Below are 18,240 nucleotides of genomic sequence, written 5' to 3' on the forward strand. Positions count from 1 at the left end.
ATCCAAAGCCGCCGGCGATAGACGCCGAGTATCGTCTTCTCTCATTACTCACAGTATACACCAAACCGACTCCCATGTCAAACATTTTATGCTCTGATTAGTAACCACCGCAAGGCAGCGATTCTACAATACTGTGGGATGGCGCGGGAGCGGGCTTTCGGGCCTATGTGCTTGAGGTTTGAGGCGTTAGGCTTGAAGCTGACGAAATGACTCCTGCACCTGAGGGAATACCCCGCGCGTCGTTTGCATGGTTGTGTCGTACATCGTTTATCGTTCAGTCCCGGACGTTGCCCCGACGGCGGAATCGGGAGGAGTCCGGGGAGGAACGTCCATCGTTGTATCGTCTATCGTACATCGTGCAGCCCAAGCTTCTGTCCGGCGGTTTGTGCTACGGACTCTTCTCCGGTGAGTCCGGGCACTTGCGGCCCGAGCAGCCGTCGAGACAGCAGTCGAGGTTGCATGCGGGTCAGTCTCCAGGTTCGCCTGCCGGGCCATGCGCGGAGGCGATGCAGACTGCAGAATGCAGACAGCAAAATGCAGAATGGCGGACCGGAACGCGGCAGTGGCGGAGCCGGATAGACCAGAATCCAGAACGCAGGAACTGGAATCCTGACCGCAGAATTGCAGGACCGGCAAGCATCCACCGCTGCCACAACATATGGTATGAGGTCGAATCCAGACCACAATTCTGCCGGGGAGTGGACGGCCCACAGGCCGCATGGGGGGCTGCCTCGGCCTATGCAGCTCGGCATGCCACGGGACATGCAACCAGTCGAGCATCGACTCGTGAATCGACTGATGGAACGCAGCGTGGAACTGCCGGCGCGACGATTGGTGCAACGTCTCATGCAGCGCACGGTGCAACGCAGCAAGCAACTTCTGATGCAGCTCGCGATGCAGCTCATGATGCAGCTATCGACGAACTGACCGATGCAGTCTAGCACGCCGTGAACGGTGGGTCTGCCGGTGCTTCGATCCCTGCTTCGCCGTATGCTTCGCGAGACGCAACCGCGCCTTCAGCGCGAGGGCGCAATCTGCCCGGAGCGTACGTTGTTCGTTGCCAAACGAGCGCTGCCGAAAGGCGCTCAGGCAGGCGTACGCGTCTTGGCCTGAGGCTTCGCCTTCCTTGCGACCGGCCGGAGTCCGGAGACGTAGTCGAGTGACTCGCGGAACAGGGATTCGAACCGGCGCAGGTCTGCGGCGCGCCCGGGCTTCAACATCACCCAGGCGGCCATCTGCTTGCCACGCGGCGTGAAGGGGACGAAGCCGGGCTTCTTCAGTATCTCTGCCGCCCGTTGCGGTGGCAGTTTGAAGCCTACACCCGGTCCGTACAGGCAGGCAAAGAGCTTGCCGCCGGTCCAGTAGCCGGGAAAGCCGAACATCTTGCCGGCCCGGGCGCCGGGCAGTTTGAGCAGCATCTCATCCAGAACCTGCTTCTGGGCGACGTCGAACTCGACTTTCATCTCACCTTCCTACTTCGTATGGACGACCCTGCGACAACTAGCAGTTGGAGCGCTTAGCTTTCGGCCCAGACAAACTAGACGCCTCGCGAAGTAACGCACGTCACTCGGGCCGCACCGCGATGAACACTTCGTACGTCTCTCCGCCGACAGGCGGCTCGACATGCTCCCGAATCGTGGCCGTGAAGCCCCGGGCCTGAAGCAGGCGCAGCCACGTGGCGCGCGGGAAGAGCCCGGTCACGTGCCGGTCGTACTCCACCTTGACCCCGTCTTTGTCCCGCAGGATGTAGGCGAAGTCCGTGGTCACCAGGGTATCTCCCGGGTCGGGGTCGTAGGCCCACTCAAGGTAGCGCAGGCTGCGCAACATGCGGTCGTGCCCGCCGTGAGACGTGCTCGGCTTGAATGTCTCGGTCACATGGTCGGGACAGAAGAGCGCTGCTCCGCCCGGTTTGAGGTGAACCCACGCTGTCTCCATCGCCCGGGCCAGGTCCGCTTCCGTTAGCATGTATCCTACGGCATCGTGGATGAACACGGCGTCGAACCGGCGGCCCAGCCTGACCTCACGCATGTCGCCGTGGACGTGCTCGCACTCAGGGTTCAACGACCGGCTCACGCGCAACATTCCCGGCGAGAGGTCCACCAGCGTCAGTTCGCAGTGTGTCTTCAGATGGGACGCGTTGTTGCCGCCGCCCGAGCCGAGCTCGAGCATTGTCTTCACCGGAATCAGGCTTGCTTCGTTGATGCACTGCCAATAGAACGCCGCCTCGCTCGCGTAGTCGTCCGGGCTGGAGAGCAGCGGCCACCACGCGGCCATGTCGTCGTAGAGACGGGGCAGTGGACCCACGTCGGGTGCTACCTGTTGATCACGACCTTGGTGACGGCGGACGCTTCACGCGCAACGCCTGACGCCGCATGCACGAAGTAGACGCCGGGAGCGAGGCGGGAGACGTCGTTCGGGCCGGGCTTCAGGTCGAGCACCTTCCGACCATCGGAAGTGATGAGCGATGAGTGATGAGCCATGAGCGAGGCAGGTAGACGCAGCACGCCGCGGACGATGGTGATGAAGCTGGTCTCGGCGGCCCCGGACAGACGGCGCGGTGCTTCCTCGACACCGGTCAGTGCCGAGTCGCGCAGCACCGAGATGGTGAAACCGCGGTAGTCCGCCGAGTAGACCCGGTTCTGCTGCGGGTTCAGGCAAAGGTCAGAGGGCCCGCTGCCGCTGCCGATGGTCGTCAGCACCGAGTCGGACACACAGTCAATCACCGTCACTTTGCCGCTATCGTAGGTGGCGACGTATACCTTGTTGTTTGTGGAGTTGTGGAGGATTGGCCAGGGCCCGCCGACCGCGGGAACCGTGGCGACAACCGTGTCCGCAGCGCAGTCTATCACGGTCACGTTGCCGCCGGCGTAGTTCGCGCAGTACGCCTTGTTATTGGTCGCGTTGTGGCAGATGCCCTGCGGAGCGTCGCCCACCGCCACGGTGGCGACGGCCGTGTCCGCCGAGCAGTCTATCACCGTGACGTTGTCGCTCATGTCGTTCGCAACGTATACCGTGTTGTCGGTCGGGTTGTAGCAGGTCGCCCAGGGGCCGTCGCCCACGGGGATGGTGGCGACGACCGAGTCGGTCACGCCGTCGAGCACGGTGACGTCGTCGCTGTCGTAGTTGGAGCAGTAGACCTTGTTGTTGATGAAGCTGTAACAGACGTAGTAGGGACGGCTGCCGGTCGCGACCGTGGCGATGACCGTGTCCGTCGTCCCGTCAATCACGGTGACGTTCCCGCTGCGCTGGTTTGCCACGTAGATTTTGTTGCCGGCCAGGTTGTAGCAGAAGAACACCGGCCCGTCACCCGCCGGGACGGTAGCCACCACCGAGTCCGTCGCGCCGGCAATGACGGTCACGTTGTCGCCGGCCGTGTTCGCGCAGTAGACCTTGTTGTTGGTCGGGTTGTAGACGAGCGAGTTGGGTCGATTGCCCGCGGTGACCGTCGTGACTATCTGGTTCGTCTCGCCGTCAATCACGGTTACGTTGCCGCTCCGATTGTTCGCGCTGTAGACCTTGTTATCGGTCGGGTTGTAGCAGACGGCATTGGGGTACGACGAGTCCGGCAGGACAATGGTCGTTTCCAGCCACTGGGCGGAGACGGCTGACAGCAGGCAGCTTACGGCCAACAACAAAGACAGCAGCTTCAACGGTTCCTCCTATTCTGTTACGACGACTCTGTGAACTCTCGAATCCCGGATTCCGCGACGCCTGGGATCCTCACGGACGAAGTATACCCCGGGCGCCAGCGAACGCACGTCGTTCGGGCCGGGCTTGAGGTCTAGCACCTTTCGACCATCGGAAGTGATGAGCGATGAGTGATGAGTGATGAGTGAGGCAGGCAAACGCAGCACGCAGCGGACGATGGTGGGCAGCAAATCGCCGATGGTGCGCTCGACGCGCTCTTCAGCGACCCAACTGGCACCGCCGTCCGTGGTCCGGATGAGTACGCCGGCATGGCCGCAGGCGTAGCCGTTGAGGCCGTCGGCGAAGTCGACCGAGTTGAGGTCGGAACCAGTTCCTGACGCCTGCTGCTGCCAGGTCGCGCCGCGGTCAGTGGTGCGGATCACCGTACCGACGGCGCCGACCGCGAATCCGGTGTCGTGACCAACGAACCGGGCCGAAGCCAGCCAGAGGCCGGAACCGGTAGACTCGGGAAGCCACGACGCGCCGCCGTCGGTGGTCCGGATCGCGACGAGTGGGCCGCAGGCGAATCCGGTCCGGCAGTCGCCGGCAAAGGCGACCGACAGCAGGCGGGAGCCGGTGCCCGAGTTCTGCACCGTCCAACTGCTGCCACGGTTCGTCGTCTTCAGCACACGGCCGGAGTCGCCGACCGCGAAACCAGTGTCGGTGCCGCTTGGGAAGCAGACCGAGAAGAGGTCGACTCCGACCCCGGAGGTTTGCCCTGCCCAATTGGCGCCGCCGTCGGTTGTCAAAGCAACCATCCCGACCTCGCCGACCGCGTAGCCGGTGTCCGGACCGGAAGGGAAACTGATGGAGCGGACCGGCCGCGTCAGGCCGCTGCCGAGCAGAGCCCAGCTCTGACCCGCATCGGTCGTCCGGTAGAAGGCGGCGCCGCTCGTGCCGCCGCCGGCGTAGCCGGTTGCGCTGCCGGCCGGGAAGTCGAGTGCGTAGAGCGTGTAGGTGAACTGATGCGGCAGCGCCGACCAGGTCTGGGCAGCATCAACGGTCCGGAAGACGGTACCGGTCGACGTAAGCCCGGTCGTGAATCCGGTGTCGGACCCGCTCGGGAAGCGGACCGCCCACAGGTCTTCACCGACGCCGATGTTCCCAGGGATCCAGCCGGCTGCGGCCAGGCTGATCGCGAGAAAGAGGGTCAGCAGCAGTCGTGATTTCATCGGGGCTCCTATCTTTGGACTATGAGCTTGACGGAGAAGCGGACTGATTGCAGGAAGTAGACCCCGGGCGCGAGGCGGGAGACGTCGTTCGGGCCGGGCGTGAGGTCAAGCACCTTGCGGCCATCGGAAGTGATGAGCGATGAGTGATGAGTGATGAGTGAGGCAGGCAAACGCAGCACGCCGCGGACGATGAACGTCGCAGGTTTGTGGCTTGGGACTTGCGGCCTGAGGTCTTCCTCGGTCCCGACGTTCCCGGTCAGGTTGCGTTTGTAGTAGATCGCGCCGTGGCCGTCGCGTGTGTCCCTCCAGATGACGTGGACAATCGAGCCCGAGAAGTCGACAAACGGGGTCGCAACCGAGAACGAGTCGTCTACCAGCGTGCAAACCGAATCCCAACTCGCGCCGCCATCGCCGGAGTGAAGATAGAATATCCCGGTGTCGCTGCCCAGCGTGAACCAGACCACGTGGATGTTCGTGCCGTCGGCGACAATCGACGGGTATACGGACACGGCCGAGTCGGTCGTGAGCCGCTCGTCCGCGCCCCAGGTCTCGCCGTAGTCGGTCGAGCGCTTGTGGTAGATCTCGAAGTTGCCGTCGCGGCCGTCCTCCCACGCGACGTCAACGGTTGAGCCGTGGGGATAGACCGTCGGGCTGTAAGACATCGCGGTGTCGCGGGTGAGCCGGGTTTCCGGCCCCCACGTGACTCCTTGGTCCGATGAACGGCGGTAGTAGACTTCGCTGTGGCCGTTGCCGCCGTGGCGGAACTCGTTCCAGACAATGTGGACGTTGGAGTCAGATGCGGCGATGCAGGGGTCCTCAGAACGGAGCGGTGCGTTCGAGATGCGCTGGATGGAGTCCCAGGTCTCGCCGTTGTCGGTGGACCGCCGGAAATAGACCTCGCTGTTCACCGTGTCCAGGTTCAGGGCAAGGTACACGTTCTGACCAACTGCGGCGACTGCTGGCCACCAATTGAACAGGATCGAATCCGAGATGAACTCGTCCTCGTCCCATGTCCTGCCGCCGTCGGTCGAGCGCTGGTAGTATGATAGGTAGCGGCCGGACCGCCGGTCACGGAAGGCTAGATGCACGTTCGTCCCCGACACCGCCAGCGTCGGGAAGCCGGAGTAGGCGGGCGAGCCGGAAAGCCGGGTGTCGTCGCCCCAAGTTTCTCCCTGGTCGCTCGAGCGCTTGTAGTAGATGGCGCTGCCGTTGTTCTTGGTATCGCACCAGATTACATGCACCGTGTCCGCGCAGGTGACGAGGCACCTGCCCATGTTCTCGTTCAGTGCCGCCGAGCTGTCTGTGGTCGAGAGCTTGCGGTCCGGCTCCCACTGCGCCAACGCGGTCGACAGCCAGCAGGCCAGGGCAAGGAATACGAGAGATGACCTCAACGCATTCTCCTATCTTGTCACGATGACCTTGGTCATACGCTCGATGCCTGACGCACTACGCATCACGCCTGACGCCGGGGCGGACGATGCGAAGCCTGCCGTCCGACGGCAGAAGTACACGCCCGGGCGCAGCCGAGATAGATGAAGCCGTCCGGCGGCTCGAACTTCGCTCCGTAGTGTGCTGCCGCCGACAGCACCAGACAGCAGAGCAGCGCGCTCACTGCATGTCGCATATGATGGATGCTAGCGCGCACCGGCCTCGCTGTCAAAGCTCGGCCATCTCGCCGGTTTGCCTTGACCGGTCAGCCGGCCGGGCTAGGCTTGTCTGCGCTAACCCAAGGAGCACCCATGCCTGAACTGCTTGGCTACTGCGGCATCAACTGCGCCGCCTGCCCGACCCAGATTGCGACCCGGACCCGTGACGAGGCCCTGCGGGCCAAGACCGCGGCCGAGTGGTCCAGGTCTTCCGACCATGTCTTCAAGCCCGAAGAACTCCACTGCGTCGGCTGCACGGTCGAACCGGGGCCGCATGTCGCCTACTACGAAGCGTCGTGCGAGATACGCAAGTGCGCCCGCTCGCACAAGGTCGATAGCTGCGCGCATTGCCCTGAGTACGGCTGTGCGACCATCGCCGAGTTCCAGAAAGACATGCCTGAAGCCAAGGCCCGCCTCGACGCCATCCGGGCTGCGCGCCGAAGCCAGACTGAAACGTAAGGAGGAACAATGCCGCGAGTCATACACTTTGACCTGATGTCCGAACAGCCCGAGAAGCTCGTCGAATTCTGCGCTGCTGTGTTCGGGTGGAAGATCTTCAAATGGGACGGCCCGATGGAGTACTGGCTGGTCGGCACCGGCGACAAGACGCAGGCGGGCATCGACGGCGGCATCGGCCGCGGCAAGCCGGTCGACCAAGTCGTCCTCACGCTTGATGCGGCCAACCTTGACGCGATGCTCGCCAAGGCCGTGGCGGCCGGAGCCAAGGTCGTGCAGCCGAGAGGGCCGATTCCCGGTGTCGGCTGGTTCGGCGCGGTTCGGTCGCCGGATGGAAACCTGTTCGGCCTGATGCAGGACGACCCGGCCGCGAAGTAGCGCGGCGGAATGACGACGCGTCCATCCATGTCCATGTAGCCCCGCCGCAGCTCCTGCCGTTCCGCTATGACACACAGCCCCTCGGAGTAGAGGCCATCGACTTGGTACTGTGGCAGCCGAACCCGGGCCCGCGGCATGACGTAGTCGCGCCAGCAGCCGAGCAGAGGCAGGAGCAACATGAGAGCCAGCCCCGCACGTCTGTGCAGGTCGAGAACACGAATGTACCGTACAAGACGGTCGTCGAAGGCCGGCGAAGTCAGGACGCGGCGTTGCAGGGCCACTCCCTATTTGACGAGGACTACGCCCCGCACGGTTTGCGCGTGATAGCTGTGTCCCGGCTGCTCCCGCACGAAGTAGACGCCGGGCGCGAGGCGGGAGACGTCGTTCACGCCGGGGCGCAGGTCCAGTGCCTTGCGGCCCGCTGCGTCGAGCAGCGAGTTTGTGCTTGGGCTTGTGCTACTCGGCAGGTATAGCACGCCCCGGATGATGACGGCTGGAACTGAGCGAGGCGAACTTGGGGGTTCGGCGCCCTCGATGCCGTAGGGCTGAGTAGACATCCTCACCCTGCCGGCGCCGAGCTTGCCCGCCCAGTACAGCGAGTCAGGCATCGTGTCGCACATGTTCTCCAGGAGTTGCACTGCACTGTCATTCGATATGTCCGGCCAGGCAGATTTGAACCACGCCAGTACGCCGACTACGATGTTGCAGGCCGGTATGTTCCCGTCACGGTAGCGGTGGCCGGAGTGACCGCGGTCGAATAGATGTCCTTGCCCGGGGCAGTGACGTCAATCCACGTGCCGTAGCCCGACCACGGCGTCTTGCGGTGGTCCCGTCCGCAGCCCGCTACCGCCACGACGCCATCGTACGCCGCCGGGTAGGTCCGTTCCTCCATCGCGCTGGTTCCGGCAGGGGCGCACGGTATCGATCCGGCATCCCAGGCGGCAAGGCAGGCGTTCGCCAGTGGTTGATATGGCGTGAGGGTGCCGAAGTTCATCGAGAATGCCCACACCCCCTGCGCCATGCAGTAGTTGATGGCGGCGATGGCGGCTGACATTGAGACCCCCAAAGAGTCCCCGCAGCGCATGGCGTATGTTCTCACGTTCCATGGCGGCGCGGCAACGCCGATGCCGTTGTCGGTGACGGCATTCTGCACGCCAAGGCAGTGCGTACCAGCGGGGTCGTACTCGGGTGGCATCGGGTCCGGGTCTCCGCTATGGAAATCGAAGCCGATGACGTCATCCTCGTAGCCGTTGGCGTCATCGTCCACTCCGTTGAGGTCGCCGTCCGGCGCCCACTCCGGGTCGAACCGGCGGTCGCCGTTCAGGTCCTCCAATGCGTTTATTGCGATGTTGGCCTCAAGATCAGGATGGGTCCAGTCCGGAGCGTCGGCAATCATTGCGGTCAGGACGTTGCTGTCGCCGTGCGCGATTGCCCACGCCCGCGGCGCGTTGATATCAGCCAGGTGCCACTGCGCGGGGTAGAGCGAGTCATTCGGCACACTGTCGATGGCAAACAGAACGTTGGGGCAGACGTACTCCACAACCGCACTGCTCGCGAGTCGGCCGACCAGTGCCGGCACGTCGACCGACGGGTCGAATTTCAGCAGGTATTGAAGGTCGAGTCCGTGGGCCAGGGCGTGCTTGTTCGGGCGGCGCAGAATTCGTTCGTAGCGGAGGACCGGAATGTCCGTCACCCCGAGCTGGGGGATGCTAGTCCCACTTTCACCGAGCCCGCTCCGCATCGCCGCAGTGAACTTCACTACTACCTGTCCCGGCACGTACCGGTCGCTGATGGGCGTGGCCTCCCCTGGTACGGTTGACAGCAAGAGCAAAACCAGCGCCGCGCATCTCATTGACTCCTCCTACCTAGTCATAACCACCTTGGTGATTGACGAATGGCGAACGTCGATTGCCGAGCGGACGAAGTAGACGCCCGTCGCGAGGCGGGAGACGTCGTTCGGGCCGGGCCTGAGGTCGAGCACCTTGCGGCCGGCCGCGTCGAGTAGGGCGATTTCAGATTTCAGATTGCAGGTTGAAGATTGCAGGTCGAGCACTCCGCGGACGATGGTTGGGCCGGGCAGCGGCGGCCGGGACAGAGCAACTGGGTGCTCGTCCTGCATCGCGGGGAAGAACCCGAACCTGCCCCAGATGCGCTGGGCGTTGTAGGTCCGGCCGCCGACAGTGCGCGCCAGGTCGCCGAAGGCGAGGAGAACCTGGTTGCCGCTTCCCCGGCAGAGAGCGGCGGTGTACTGGGCGCCGTCACCGCCGACGACAAGCGCGGCATCGCCGACGACGCCTGCGGGGCTGATCCGCGCGCCGTAGATGTCGCGGGAACCGTTGCGGTCGTCAACCCACGTCACGAGGTAGTCGGCGCCGTCGAATGTGACGCGCGCGTTGGTCTGCGTGGCCGCGGTCGTGCAGACCGGGATGCCGGAACTATCAAGCTGGATGCCGCCCGGCGTCATCCGCGCGCAGAAGATGTCGTAGCGACCGGTGCCGTGGCGCGTGTCGTGCCAGGCCACGAGGTAGTTGGCGCCGTCGAACGCGATAGCAGGGGTGAACTGGCCGCGCGGGGCAGTGCTGACGGGCAGACCGAGGGTGTCCAGCGAAACGCCCGTGGGCGTCACCCGCGCGCAGTAGATGTCATCCGCGTACTGGCCGCCGCGGTCGTCCTGCCATACGACCAGCGCGTTTGCGCCGTCGAAGGCGACCTCAGGGGTGTACGTCTCGCCATACCGGGTGCAGACATCGATGAAGCTGTCCCGCACGACGCCGGCCGACGTCACCCGGGAACAGTGGATGTCGGCATCCGCAAGTCCGCGCTGCCACACCACGAGGAAGTCGGTGCCGTTGTACCCGACTCGGGGGACCCCTTGCGTGCCGCGGGCGACGCGTATCGGGATGCCGCCCGGGTCGAGCACGGTGCCGGTTGGAGTCACGCGCGCACCATAGACGTCGGCCATCATGCTGCCGGTGTCGGAGTGACGCCAGTCTTCCCACACCACGAGGAAGCTGGCGCCGTCAAACGCGACCGCTGGCGCCAACTGGCTGTAGTAGTCCATGGTGCAGACCGGGATGCCGCCCGGGTCGAGCACGGTGCCGCCCGGCGCCACGCGACAGGCATAGATGTCAGGGTCGCCGCCGCGCCAGTCTTCCCATACGGCAAGGTAGTTCGTTCCGTCAAAGGCAAGCGCCGGGTACTGCTGTGCGTGAGCCGCCAGCGCGAGATTGACGGCCGTCGAATCGAGCACGGTTCCCGCCCGCGTGACGCGGGCGGCGTAGATGCTGGCCCAGTCGGTGTTGACGGTGTCATACTGGTGCCACAGGACCACGGAGCCGTTCCCGTTCGGGCAGACCTCGGGTTCGTAGTTGACGAGCGCGGTGACGGGAATCAGGATGCTGGTTGAATCGAGCACGACCCCGCCCGGCGTTACCCGCGCGGCCCAGATGGGCATGCCGCGGTCCTCATCCCACGCCGCGACGAAGTTCTCACCATCAAACGCGACCGCGGGATCGGTCAAGTTATCCACACGAGTTGTCCCGAGGCGTACCCCGGCAGTGTCGAGCACGGTCCCGTCCTGCGAAACCCGGGCAAAATACAAGCGGTTGCGGCCAGTCGGCGGGGCCTGGCTCCACGCGACCAGGCTGACCGTGCCGTTGCTGCCGACCGACGGCGAGTGCTCGTCGTCCGAGATTGAATTCGACACGCGAATCCCGTTGGGGTCGAGCACGATCCCGGATGACGTCACGCGGCTGGCGTAGATGTCATAGGAGAGCATCCGCTCGTCGCTCCAAACCACGACGAAGTCCGTGCCGTTGAAAGCGACGTCCGGGAATGCCTGGTGGCCAGAACGGACGCAGACCGGGATCCCGGCAGTGTCGAGCACGTTCCCGGCCGGGGTCACGCGCGCGCAGTATATGTCGCCGGTGCCACTGGTGTCTTCCCAGGCGACGAGGTAGTTGGCGCCGTCGAAGGCGATGGCCGGCATCGACTGGCCGCTGGCATCGGGGCTCACGCGGATGCCCGCGGTGTCGAGCACGGTCCCGGCCGACGTCACGGGGCTGGCGTAGATGCGGCTCGCGCCGCCGCTCTCGTCCCACCACCACCACGCCACGAGGAAACCGGTGCCGTCGGAGCAGACCGCCGGGTACCACTGCGTGCGCGGGGTGGTCGAAATCGGGATGCCGGCCGAGTCGAGCAGCACTCCATCCGGCGTCACGCGACAGCCGTAGATGTCTGATTCGCCGCCGCGGCGGTCTACCCAGACGGCTAGGATGCAGGTACCGTTGAAAGCGGCGACCGAGCTGTTCTGGTTCGGGAACGCAAGGCTCGAGACGAAGCCGGTATCGAGCAGGAACCGTCCGTGGTCGAGTCCGGGCTCTGCCCGGGCCGGCGAAAGGGCCGCGGCCAGGCTGACGATTGCGGCCAGCAAGCTGTGCCTCATTGACTGTCCCTATCTGCTCACGATGACCTTGGTCATACGCTCAACGCCTGACGCACTACGCATAACGCCGGACGCCTGACGTACAAAGTAGACGCCGGGCGCGAGGCTGGAGACGTCGTTCGCGCCGGGATGCAGGTCGAGGACCTTGCGGCCATCAGCATCACCGTTAGTTTCTTCACTCTGCCTCCTTTGCAGCGCAGCTTGTTAGGGTCGCGGTGTCCTGCCTGCCGGCTGCGCCCGGCAGTGATCCACCGTTCGAGTCCGGGGCGCGGCGGCGCCACCAGCGCCATGCTGCGCCCGGGTGCGGCATTGTAGCCTACACTCGACAGGAGTCAAGCACCCAGAGACACGGCCGGCGGGCGAATCTCGGAGCGAATTGGACTATCTAAGTAATAGGGACTATGAACATCGATAGATTCACCGACAAAGCGCAGGTGGCGCTCGCCTCAGCACAGGGCATAGCCGCGCGTTTCCAGCACAACGAGATTGACGCTGAGCACATTCTGATGGCCCTGGTCGAGCAATCCGAAGGGCTCATTCCCGAGTTGCTGAAGAAGGTGGGCGTCGACCCAGCGGTTATTCTTCAGCAGATCCAGGCAGGACTTGCCGGCCGGCCGCGAGTAACCGGCGGCGACAGCCAGGTCTACACGTCCGCCCGGGCGCGGCAGGTGCTGGCCGAGGCCGAGAACCAGGCCAAGCGGTTCAAGGACGAGTACGTATCCACCGAGCATCTCTTCCTGGCTATCCTGGGACTGAAGGAAGGCGACTGCGCGCGTGTCTTCAGAGCATTCGGCGTCGACTCGGCCAAGGTTCTCGCGGCCCTGAAGGAGATCCGCGGTTCCCAGCGCGTCACCGACCAGGCGGCCGAGGAACGCTACCAGCCGCTGGAGAAGTTCGGCCGAGACGTGACTCAGCTTGCCCGCGACGGCAAGCTCGACCCGGTCATCGGCCGCGACGACGAGATCAGGCGGGTGATGACGGTACTATCGCGCCGCACCAAGAACAACCCGGTGATGATCGGTGAGGCGGGAGTGGGCAAGACCGCCATCATCGAAGGCCTGGCCCAGCGCATCATCAGAGGCGACGTGCCGGAGTCGCTGAAGGACCGCAAGCTCGTGGCTCTCGACATGGGCGCGCTCATCGCCGGCACCAAGTACCGCGGCGAGTTCGAGAACCGTTTGAAGGCGGTGCTGAAGGAAGTCGCCTCATCCGAAGGCCACATTATCCTCTTCATCGACGAACTCCACACCGTGGTCGGCGCAGGCAAGGCCGAGGGCGCGGTGGACGCTGGTAACATCCTGAAGCCGATGCTCGCACGCGGGGAACTGCGCTGCATCGGCGCCACCACGCTCGACGAATACCGCCAGTACATCGAGAAGGATAAGGCGCTCGAACGGAGGTTCCAGCCGGTCTTCGTGGACCAGCCCACGGTCGAGGAGACCATTTCGATTCTGCGCGGGCTCAAGGAACGGTACGAAGTCCATCACGGCGTGCAGATAACCGACGCGGCGTTGGTCGCGGCGGCGACCATGTCCAACCGCTACATCGCGGACCGGTTCCAGCCGGACAAGGCGATTGACCTCGTGGACGAGGCCGCGGCTAAGCTGAAGATGGAGATTACCTCCAAGCCGGTCGAGCTCGACGACGTTGACCGGAAGCTGATGCAATTGGAGATGGAGCGACTCTCGCTCAAACGCGACAAGGACGAGGCCTCGCAAAAACGGCTGAAGGAGATCGAGAAGGAGATCGCCGACCTAAAGGAAGACCAGAAGCGACTCTCCGCGCAGTGGGAAACCGAGCGGAAAGAAGTCGAGGCAAGGCAGAAGCTGCAGGAGGAGATTGAGAGGGTCGCGGCCGAGGTGGACGCGGCCAAGAGGAAGTACGACCTGAACAAGGCGGCCGAGCTCGAGTACGGCAGGCTGGCGGAGATGAAGAAGAAGCTGGCCAAGCTCGCCGCAAAAGAGAAGGGCAATCGACTGCTGCGCGAGCAGGTCACGGAAGAAGACATCGCCGAGGTCGTGGCCAAGTGGACCGGGATTCCGCTGAAGAACCTGATGGAGTCGGAGCGGGAGAAGCTGCTCCGGCTGGAAGACGACATCCACAAGCGGGTCGTGGGGCAGGACGAGGCGGTGAAAGCGGTCGCAGATGCCATCCGCCGGGCAAGAGCGGGCATCGGGGACCGGAAGCGGCCCATCGGCAGCTTCATCTTCCTGGGGCCGACCGGCGTGGGCAAGACCGAACTCGCGCGGACGCTCGCCCAGACGCTCTTCGACACCGAGGACGCAATTGTTCGTATCGATATGTCCGAGTACGGCGAGCGGCACACCGTGTCGCGGCTCATCGGCGCGCCGCCCGGATACGTCGGGTTCGAAGAAGGCGGGCAGCTCACCGAGGCGGTGCGCAGGCGACCATACCGGGTCGTGCTGCTGGACGAGATCGAGAAGGCGCACGCCGACGTCTTCAACGTGCTGCTGCAGATACTCGACGACGGCCGGCTGACGGACGGCCACGGCCGGACCGTGGACTTCAAGAACGCCATCATCATCATGACCTCGAACCTCGGCACCGAACTGGCGCGGCAGGGCAGGTTCGACCGCGAGGAGTTGATGGCGTTGCTCAGGCGCAGTTTCCGCCCCGAGTTCCTCAACCGCATCGACGATATCGTTGTCTTCAACCCGCTGTCGCGGGAAGACATCAGGAAGATCGTGGACATCCAGCTCGCCCGCGTGCGGGATTTGTTGACAGAGCAAGGGGTGGCTCTTATACTTGATCGAGGTGTTGAGGATGTGCTTGCCAAAGAAGGCTACGATCCGGACTTCGGTGCGCGGCCGCTCAAGCGAGTCATCCAGCGTCTTGTCGAGAATCCGATTGCCGAACTGATTCTCAGAACCAGGCCTTCCAAGGTCTCGGTTTCAGTCGTAGACGACAAGATCGTTCTTTCACAATCCGGAGCATAGATCTCCCCAACGGGGTGACAGGTGCACGTCCGGCGACCAGAGGAAGCCGCGTACACCGCCTTGAGGGGCGAAAGCCCCTAAGGTGCGGGGCTTGGGGAGATATAAGATTTGTCGGGAGCGGGTATCCCTCCTTCCCAACCCACCAAAATAACCCCCTTGTTTCCCCGCTCCCGACGCCAATTAGGACCGCTAGCTGCCTGATGACTTAAGCTCAGGCGCATGGACGTCCCGAGGACAGGGTCCTTGAGGGCGACCGGGAAAGACAGAAATGACTTTCTCAGCGGTGACTCTTGAAACCGCATGCCCGCCGGACTTCCGGCGGGCATCGGCTTTCATGGTGGATTCCTACTATCGGACAACGCAGAAGACGGCCCGCGCGCGGTACAGTCGCGGTCTCTACGGTGCCAACTGACCGGACTCGTCCCAGCGGATCCTCTGGGCCGGCGAAGAAAAGGCCGCGCCACCTGGCGCGGCCCCGTGCAATAGCCAGACCGGTTCGGGTCCCGGTTCGATCCGTCAGCGCTGGGGCTTGCGGGCCCTTTCGGCGCGGGCTTTGGCCTCGGCCTCCAGCCGCGCGCGCTTCTCGGCGATCCTGCGCTCCTCTTCCTCTTCTTCTCTGCGTTCGGCCTCGGCGCGGGCCTTCGCCTCGGCCTCCAACTGGGCACGCTTACGTTCCTTGTCGGCGCGGGCCTGGGCCTGGGCCTGTAACTGGGCACGGTGCTCGGCGATCTTGCGTTCCTCTTCGGCTCGCAGTTCGCCCGCCTTGCGTTCGGCTTCGGCGCGGGCTTTGGCCTCGGCTTCCTCTTTGGCGCGCAGCTCGGCCAGTCTCCGTTCGGCTTCGGCGCGGGCCTTGGCTTCGGCCTCTTCCTTGGCGCGGCGCTCGGCGAACCTCCGCTCCGTCTCCTCGAGCTTCTTGCGCTCTTCTTCGGCGCGAGATTTGGCCTCGGCTTCCTCTTTGGCGAGCTGCTCGGCGATCTTGCGCTCTTCTTCGGCGCGGGCTTTGGCCTCGGCCTGGCGCCGTGCGCGCTTCGCCGCCAGCATCCGTTCCTCTTCTTCGAGTCGCTTGCGCTCCTCTTCGGCGCGGGCTTTGGCCTCGGCTTCTTCGCGGGCGCGCTGTTCCTCTTCGCGCCGGCGGCGCTCCTCCTCCTCTTTCCGCTTCCGCTCGGCCTCGATGCGAGCCCTTGCCTCGGCTTCTTCCCTGGCACGCTGCGCGGCGATCCGCTGCTCTTCTTCAAGCCGCTTGCGCTCGGCCTCGGCATAGGCCTTGACCTCGGCCTCCAGTTGGGCGCGCCGGTCGGCTAGTTTCCTCTCCTCCGCCCGGCGCCTGCTTGCCGCCTCGGCATCGCCCTTGATCTCGGCCTCGAGCTGCGCCCGTTTCTCCGCTACGCGGCGCTGCTCTTCCGCGACCTTGCGCTCAACTTCCTCCAGTTTCCTGCGCTCTCCGTCGAAGCGGGCTTTGGTCTTCGCCTCGTCCTTGAGCCGCTGCTGGGCGAGCCTATCTTCCTGCTCCGCGAGCCGCTTTATCTCACCCTCAGCCCGGGCCCTGGCCTCGGCCTGCTCTCTAATGCGTTGCTCGCCGAGCCGGCGTGCTTCTTCTTCTTTCCGCTTGCGCTCAGCCTCGGCGCGGGCCTTGGCCTCGGCCTCCTGCCGCGCACGCTGTTCCTCTTCGCGTTTCCTGCGGTCCTCTTCTTCTTTCCGCTTGCGCTCAGCCTCGGCGCGGGCCTTGGCCTCGGCCTCCTGTTTCGCCCGCTGGGCGGCGACCTTCTGCTCTTCCTCTTTGCGCTTGCGTTCGGCCTCGGCCCGGGCCCTGGCTTCGGCCTCTTCCTTGGCCCGCTGCGCGGCAAGCCGCGGTTCGTCTTCAGCTTTCCGCCTGCGTTCGGCTTCAGCGCGGGCCTTGGCTTCGGCTTCCTCCTGGGCGCGCTGGGCGGCTATCCTCTGATCTTCCTCTTTGCGCTTGCGTTCGGCTTCAGCGAGGGCATTGGTCTGGGCCTGCAGCTGGGCGCGCATCTCCGCGAGCTTGCGCTCCCCTTCGGCACGGGCCTTGGCTTCGTCCATCGACTGAAGACGATTCTGGGCGCGCTTGCGTTCTTCTTCGACGCGAGCCCGGGCCTCGGCCTCTTCGCGGGCGTCCCGATCCGGACCGGCGGGTTCGGCTGTCGGCTGCCCCGCAGCCGACGGGACCAACTGCTTCGCCAGCTTCTCGGCGTCGAGCTTCTGCATCCCGGCCGCGACGCACGCGGCCGCGAATCGCTCGCCGCCCATCTGCCCGGGCAGCGGTCGCAGTTTCTTCACAGTCTGCTCGGCACAGCCCCGCGCGCCGTTCCTCGCGAAAATGAGCAGCGCCTGTACGAGGTGCTTGACCGCCTTGTCATTCTCGCCCTTGTCCTGGTGGAGCGTCCCGATGCTGACGAGGTTGTTCGCCTGCACCATTGAGTTGGCGACCGTGCGGCCGATCGCCAGTGCCTGCTCAAAGCTGGTCAGCGCTTTGTCGGGGTGACGCGTGGCCGAATAGAACTGACCCATGCCGTGCAGAGCTGCGGCCGCGCCCGCCTGGTTTCCCATTCCGCGGTGCAGTTTGAGCGCCTGCTCGAGGTTCGCCTGGGCTTTCTTGACGTCGACCCGGCCCAGGTAGATAAGCCCAAGGTGGGTGAGGTTGTCGGCCTGCAGTTGCAGGTTCGCGACCTCGCGGGACTTCTCCAGCGCGTCGTCGAAGTACTTCAGCGCGTCGTCCGGCCTGGCCGCATCCTCATGGACGGTTCCCATGATACTGAGAGTCGCGGCCACGCCCGTCGGATACGCAATCTCGCGGTAGATCTGCAGCGCCTGCTTCTGCAGCTTGAGCGCCTTGTCGGTCTCGCCCGTGGCCTGGCAAACCAGGCCGATGTTGCTCAGGGCGGCTGCCTCGCCCTGCCAGTGCTTAATCCCGCGGTATGTCGTCAGCGCCAGCTCGAAGCTCTTGAGCGCTTTTTCGGGCTCTCCTTTGGCGAGTGATATGCTCCCGATGCAGCTGGTGTTGTCGGCCAGCAGGAGTTGATTGCCGGTCTCGGTCGCAATCGCCAGCGCTTCTTCGTGGAGCTTCAGGGCCTTGTCGGTCTCCCCGGTGGCATAGGATAGCCGCGCGAGATTGGTGATAGCCGCGGCCTTCCCCTGCCGGTCCCCAAACTGCTCGGCCAGCTGGGCCGACTCTTCGTGACTCTCTCTGGCTTCCTTCCACCTGCCCGGCGGTTCATGGCACAGCCCAAGCAGGCTCGCGAGCGCGACCAGTTCGGTCCCCGCCGCCTCCTTCGTCGCCACTTTGAAGAGCAGGATCGCGTTGTCCCACTTGCAGGCCTTCATTGCCGCCCGGCCCAGTTCGAACGGAGTCCTGACCGTCGGCAGGGCATTCACGAGCCCGTCAAGGTATTCCATCATCCCCTCCAGTCGCCGGGCCGGATGCCCGCCCGTTTCGTCCGGAAGTCCTCCCGCCGGGGCAGTGATGCCCTGTTGCTGCCGGCGGGTGC

General features: G+C 64.6%; 13 protein-coding genes. 4 read left to right on the plus strand and 9 right to left on the minus strand.

The window, feature by feature from the left end:
- The first annotated feature begins 738 nt into the window (after positions 1–738).
- On the plus strand, positions 739–927 hold the full coding sequence (locus tag FJY68_06125) for a hypothetical protein (protein MBM3331416.1): 189 nt from the start codon (positions 739–741) through the stop codon (positions 925–927).
- A 158-nt stretch (positions 928–1,085) separates the two neighbouring features.
- On the opposite strand, the gene FJY68_06130 is transcribed toward FJY68_06125, so the two are convergent.
- The 5 genes from FJY68_06130 to FJY68_06150 all read right to left on the minus strand — a co-directional run bounded on the left by FJY68_06130 (position 1,086) and on the right by FJY68_06150 (position 6,250).
- Complete coding sequence (locus tag FJY68_06130; protein MBM3331417.1) at positions 1,086–1,463, minus strand: TfoX/Sxy family protein; 378 nt, start codon at positions 1,461–1,463, stop codon at positions 1,086–1,088.
- Positions 1,464–1,563: 100 nt separating this feature from the next.
- Positions 1,564–2,304 (minus strand): class I SAM-dependent methyltransferase, encoded by a 741-nt coding sequence (locus tag FJY68_06135; protein MBM3331418.1) that lies wholly within the window; start codon positions 2,302–2,304, stop codon positions 1,564–1,566.
- Positions 2,305–2,312: 8 nt separating this feature from the next.
- The gene (locus FJY68_06140) at positions 2,313–3,650 is read right to left on the minus strand and encodes a YncE family protein (GenBank protein ID MBM3331419.1); all 1,338 of its coding nucleotides are present in this window, start codon (positions 3,648–3,650) and stop codon (positions 2,313–2,315) included.
- 9 nt (positions 3,651–3,659) lie between these two features.
- Positions 3,660–4,859, minus strand: coding sequence for a hypothetical protein (locus tag FJY68_06145; protein ID MBM3331420.1), 1,200 nt, complete (start codon positions 4,857–4,859; stop codon positions 3,660–3,662).
- An 8-nt stretch (positions 4,860–4,867) separates the two neighbouring features.
- Positions 4,868–6,250, minus strand: a complete 1,383-nt coding sequence (locus FJY68_06150) for an exo-alpha-sialidase (protein ID MBM3331421.1) — start codon at positions 6,248–6,250, stop codon at positions 4,868–4,870.
- 240 nt (positions 6,251–6,490) lie between these two features.
- On the opposite strand from FJY68_06150, the gene FJY68_06155 reads away from it, so the two are divergent.
- Both FJY68_06155 and FJY68_06160 read left to right on the plus strand, forming a co-directional pair.
- Positions 6,491–6,964: a DUF3795 domain-containing protein gene (locus FJY68_06155; protein ID MBM3331422.1), complete on the plus strand. Its 474-nt coding sequence runs from the start codon at positions 6,491–6,493 to the stop codon at positions 6,962–6,964.
- A gap of 9 nt (positions 6,965–6,973) precedes the next feature.
- Positions 6,974–7,339, plus strand: a complete 366-nt coding sequence (locus FJY68_06160; GenBank protein MBM3331423.1) for a VOC family protein — start codon at positions 6,974–6,976, stop codon at positions 7,337–7,339.
- A gap of 284 nt (positions 7,340–7,623) precedes the next feature.
- On the opposite strand, the gene FJY68_06165 is transcribed toward FJY68_06160, so the two are convergent.
- From FJY68_06165 to FJY68_06175, 3 genes are read right to left on the minus strand one after another with little or no spacing between them, the layout of a single operon-like run.
- Positions 7,624–7,977 carry a hypothetical protein gene (locus FJY68_06165; protein MBM3331424.1) on the minus strand — a complete coding sequence of 118 codons (354 nt, stop codon included), beginning with the start codon at positions 7,975–7,977 and terminating at the stop codon, positions 7,624–7,626.
- Positions 7,978–8,033: 56 nt separating this feature from the next.
- Positions 8,034–9,191, minus strand: a complete 1,158-nt coding sequence (locus FJY68_06170) for a hypothetical protein (protein MBM3331425.1) — start codon at positions 9,189–9,191, stop codon at positions 8,034–8,036.
- 9 nt (positions 9,192–9,200) lie between these two features.
- Positions 9,201–11,783 carry a hypothetical protein gene (locus FJY68_06175; protein MBM3331426.1) on the minus strand — a complete coding sequence of 861 codons (2,583 nt, stop codon included), beginning with the start codon at positions 11,781–11,783 and terminating at the stop codon, positions 9,201–9,203.
- 392 nt (positions 11,784–12,175) lie between these two features.
- Here FJY68_06175 and clpB point away from each other — a divergent pair, with 392 nt between their 5' ends.
- Positions 12,176–14,740 (plus strand): ATP-dependent chaperone ClpB, encoded by a 2,565-nt coding sequence (gene clpB / locus FJY68_06180; GenBank protein MBM3331427.1) that lies wholly within the window; start codon positions 12,176–12,178, stop codon positions 14,738–14,740.
- Between the two features lie 516 nt (positions 14,741–15,256).
- Here clpB and FJY68_06185 read toward each other — a convergent pair.
- A complete protein-coding gene (locus tag FJY68_06185; protein MBM3331428.1) occupies positions 15,257–18,151 on the minus strand; it encodes a tetratricopeptide repeat protein in 2,895 nt (964 codons plus the stop codon).
- Positions 18,152–18,240 lie beyond the last annotated feature (89 nt).

This window comes from candidate division WOR-3 bacterium (assembly GCA_016867815.1).
GTDB lineage: Bacteria > Hydrothermota > Tepidihabitantia > Tepidihabitantales > Tepidihabitantaceae > UBA2258.

Excerpts from the sequence above, each read along its gene's own strand:
- FJY68_06175 (MBM3331426.1), bottom strand. The coding sequence starts at position 11,783 with ATGAGGCACAGCTTGCTGGCCGCAATCGTCAGCCTGGCCGCGGCCCTT.
- FJY68_06160 (MBM3331423.1), top strand. The coding sequence starts at position 6,974 with ATGCCGCGAGTCATACACTTTGACCTGATGTCCGAACAGCCCGAGAAG.
- FJY68_06125 (MBM3331416.1), top strand. The coding sequence starts at position 739 with ATGCAGCTCGGCATGCCACGGGACATGCAACCAGTCGAGCATCGACTC.
- FJY68_06145 (MBM3331420.1), bottom strand. The coding sequence starts at position 4,859 with ATGAAATCACGACTGCTGCTGACCCTCTTTCTCGCGATCAGCCTGGCC.
- FJY68_06130 (MBM3331417.1), bottom strand. The coding sequence starts at position 1,463 with ATGAAAGTCGAGTTCGACGTCGCCCAGAAGCAGGTTCTGGATGAGATG.
- FJY68_06185 (MBM3331428.1), bottom strand. The coding sequence starts at position 18,151 with ATGATGGAATACCTTGACGGGCTCGTGAATGCCCTGCCGACGGTCAGG.
- FJY68_06170 (MBM3331425.1), bottom strand. The coding sequence starts at position 9,191 with ATGAGATGCGCGGCGCTGGTTTTGCTCTTGCTGTCAACCGTACCAGGG.
- FJY68_06155 (MBM3331422.1), top strand. The coding sequence starts at position 6,491 with ATGCTAGCGCGCACCGGCCTCGCTGTCAAAGCTCGGCCATCTCGCCGG.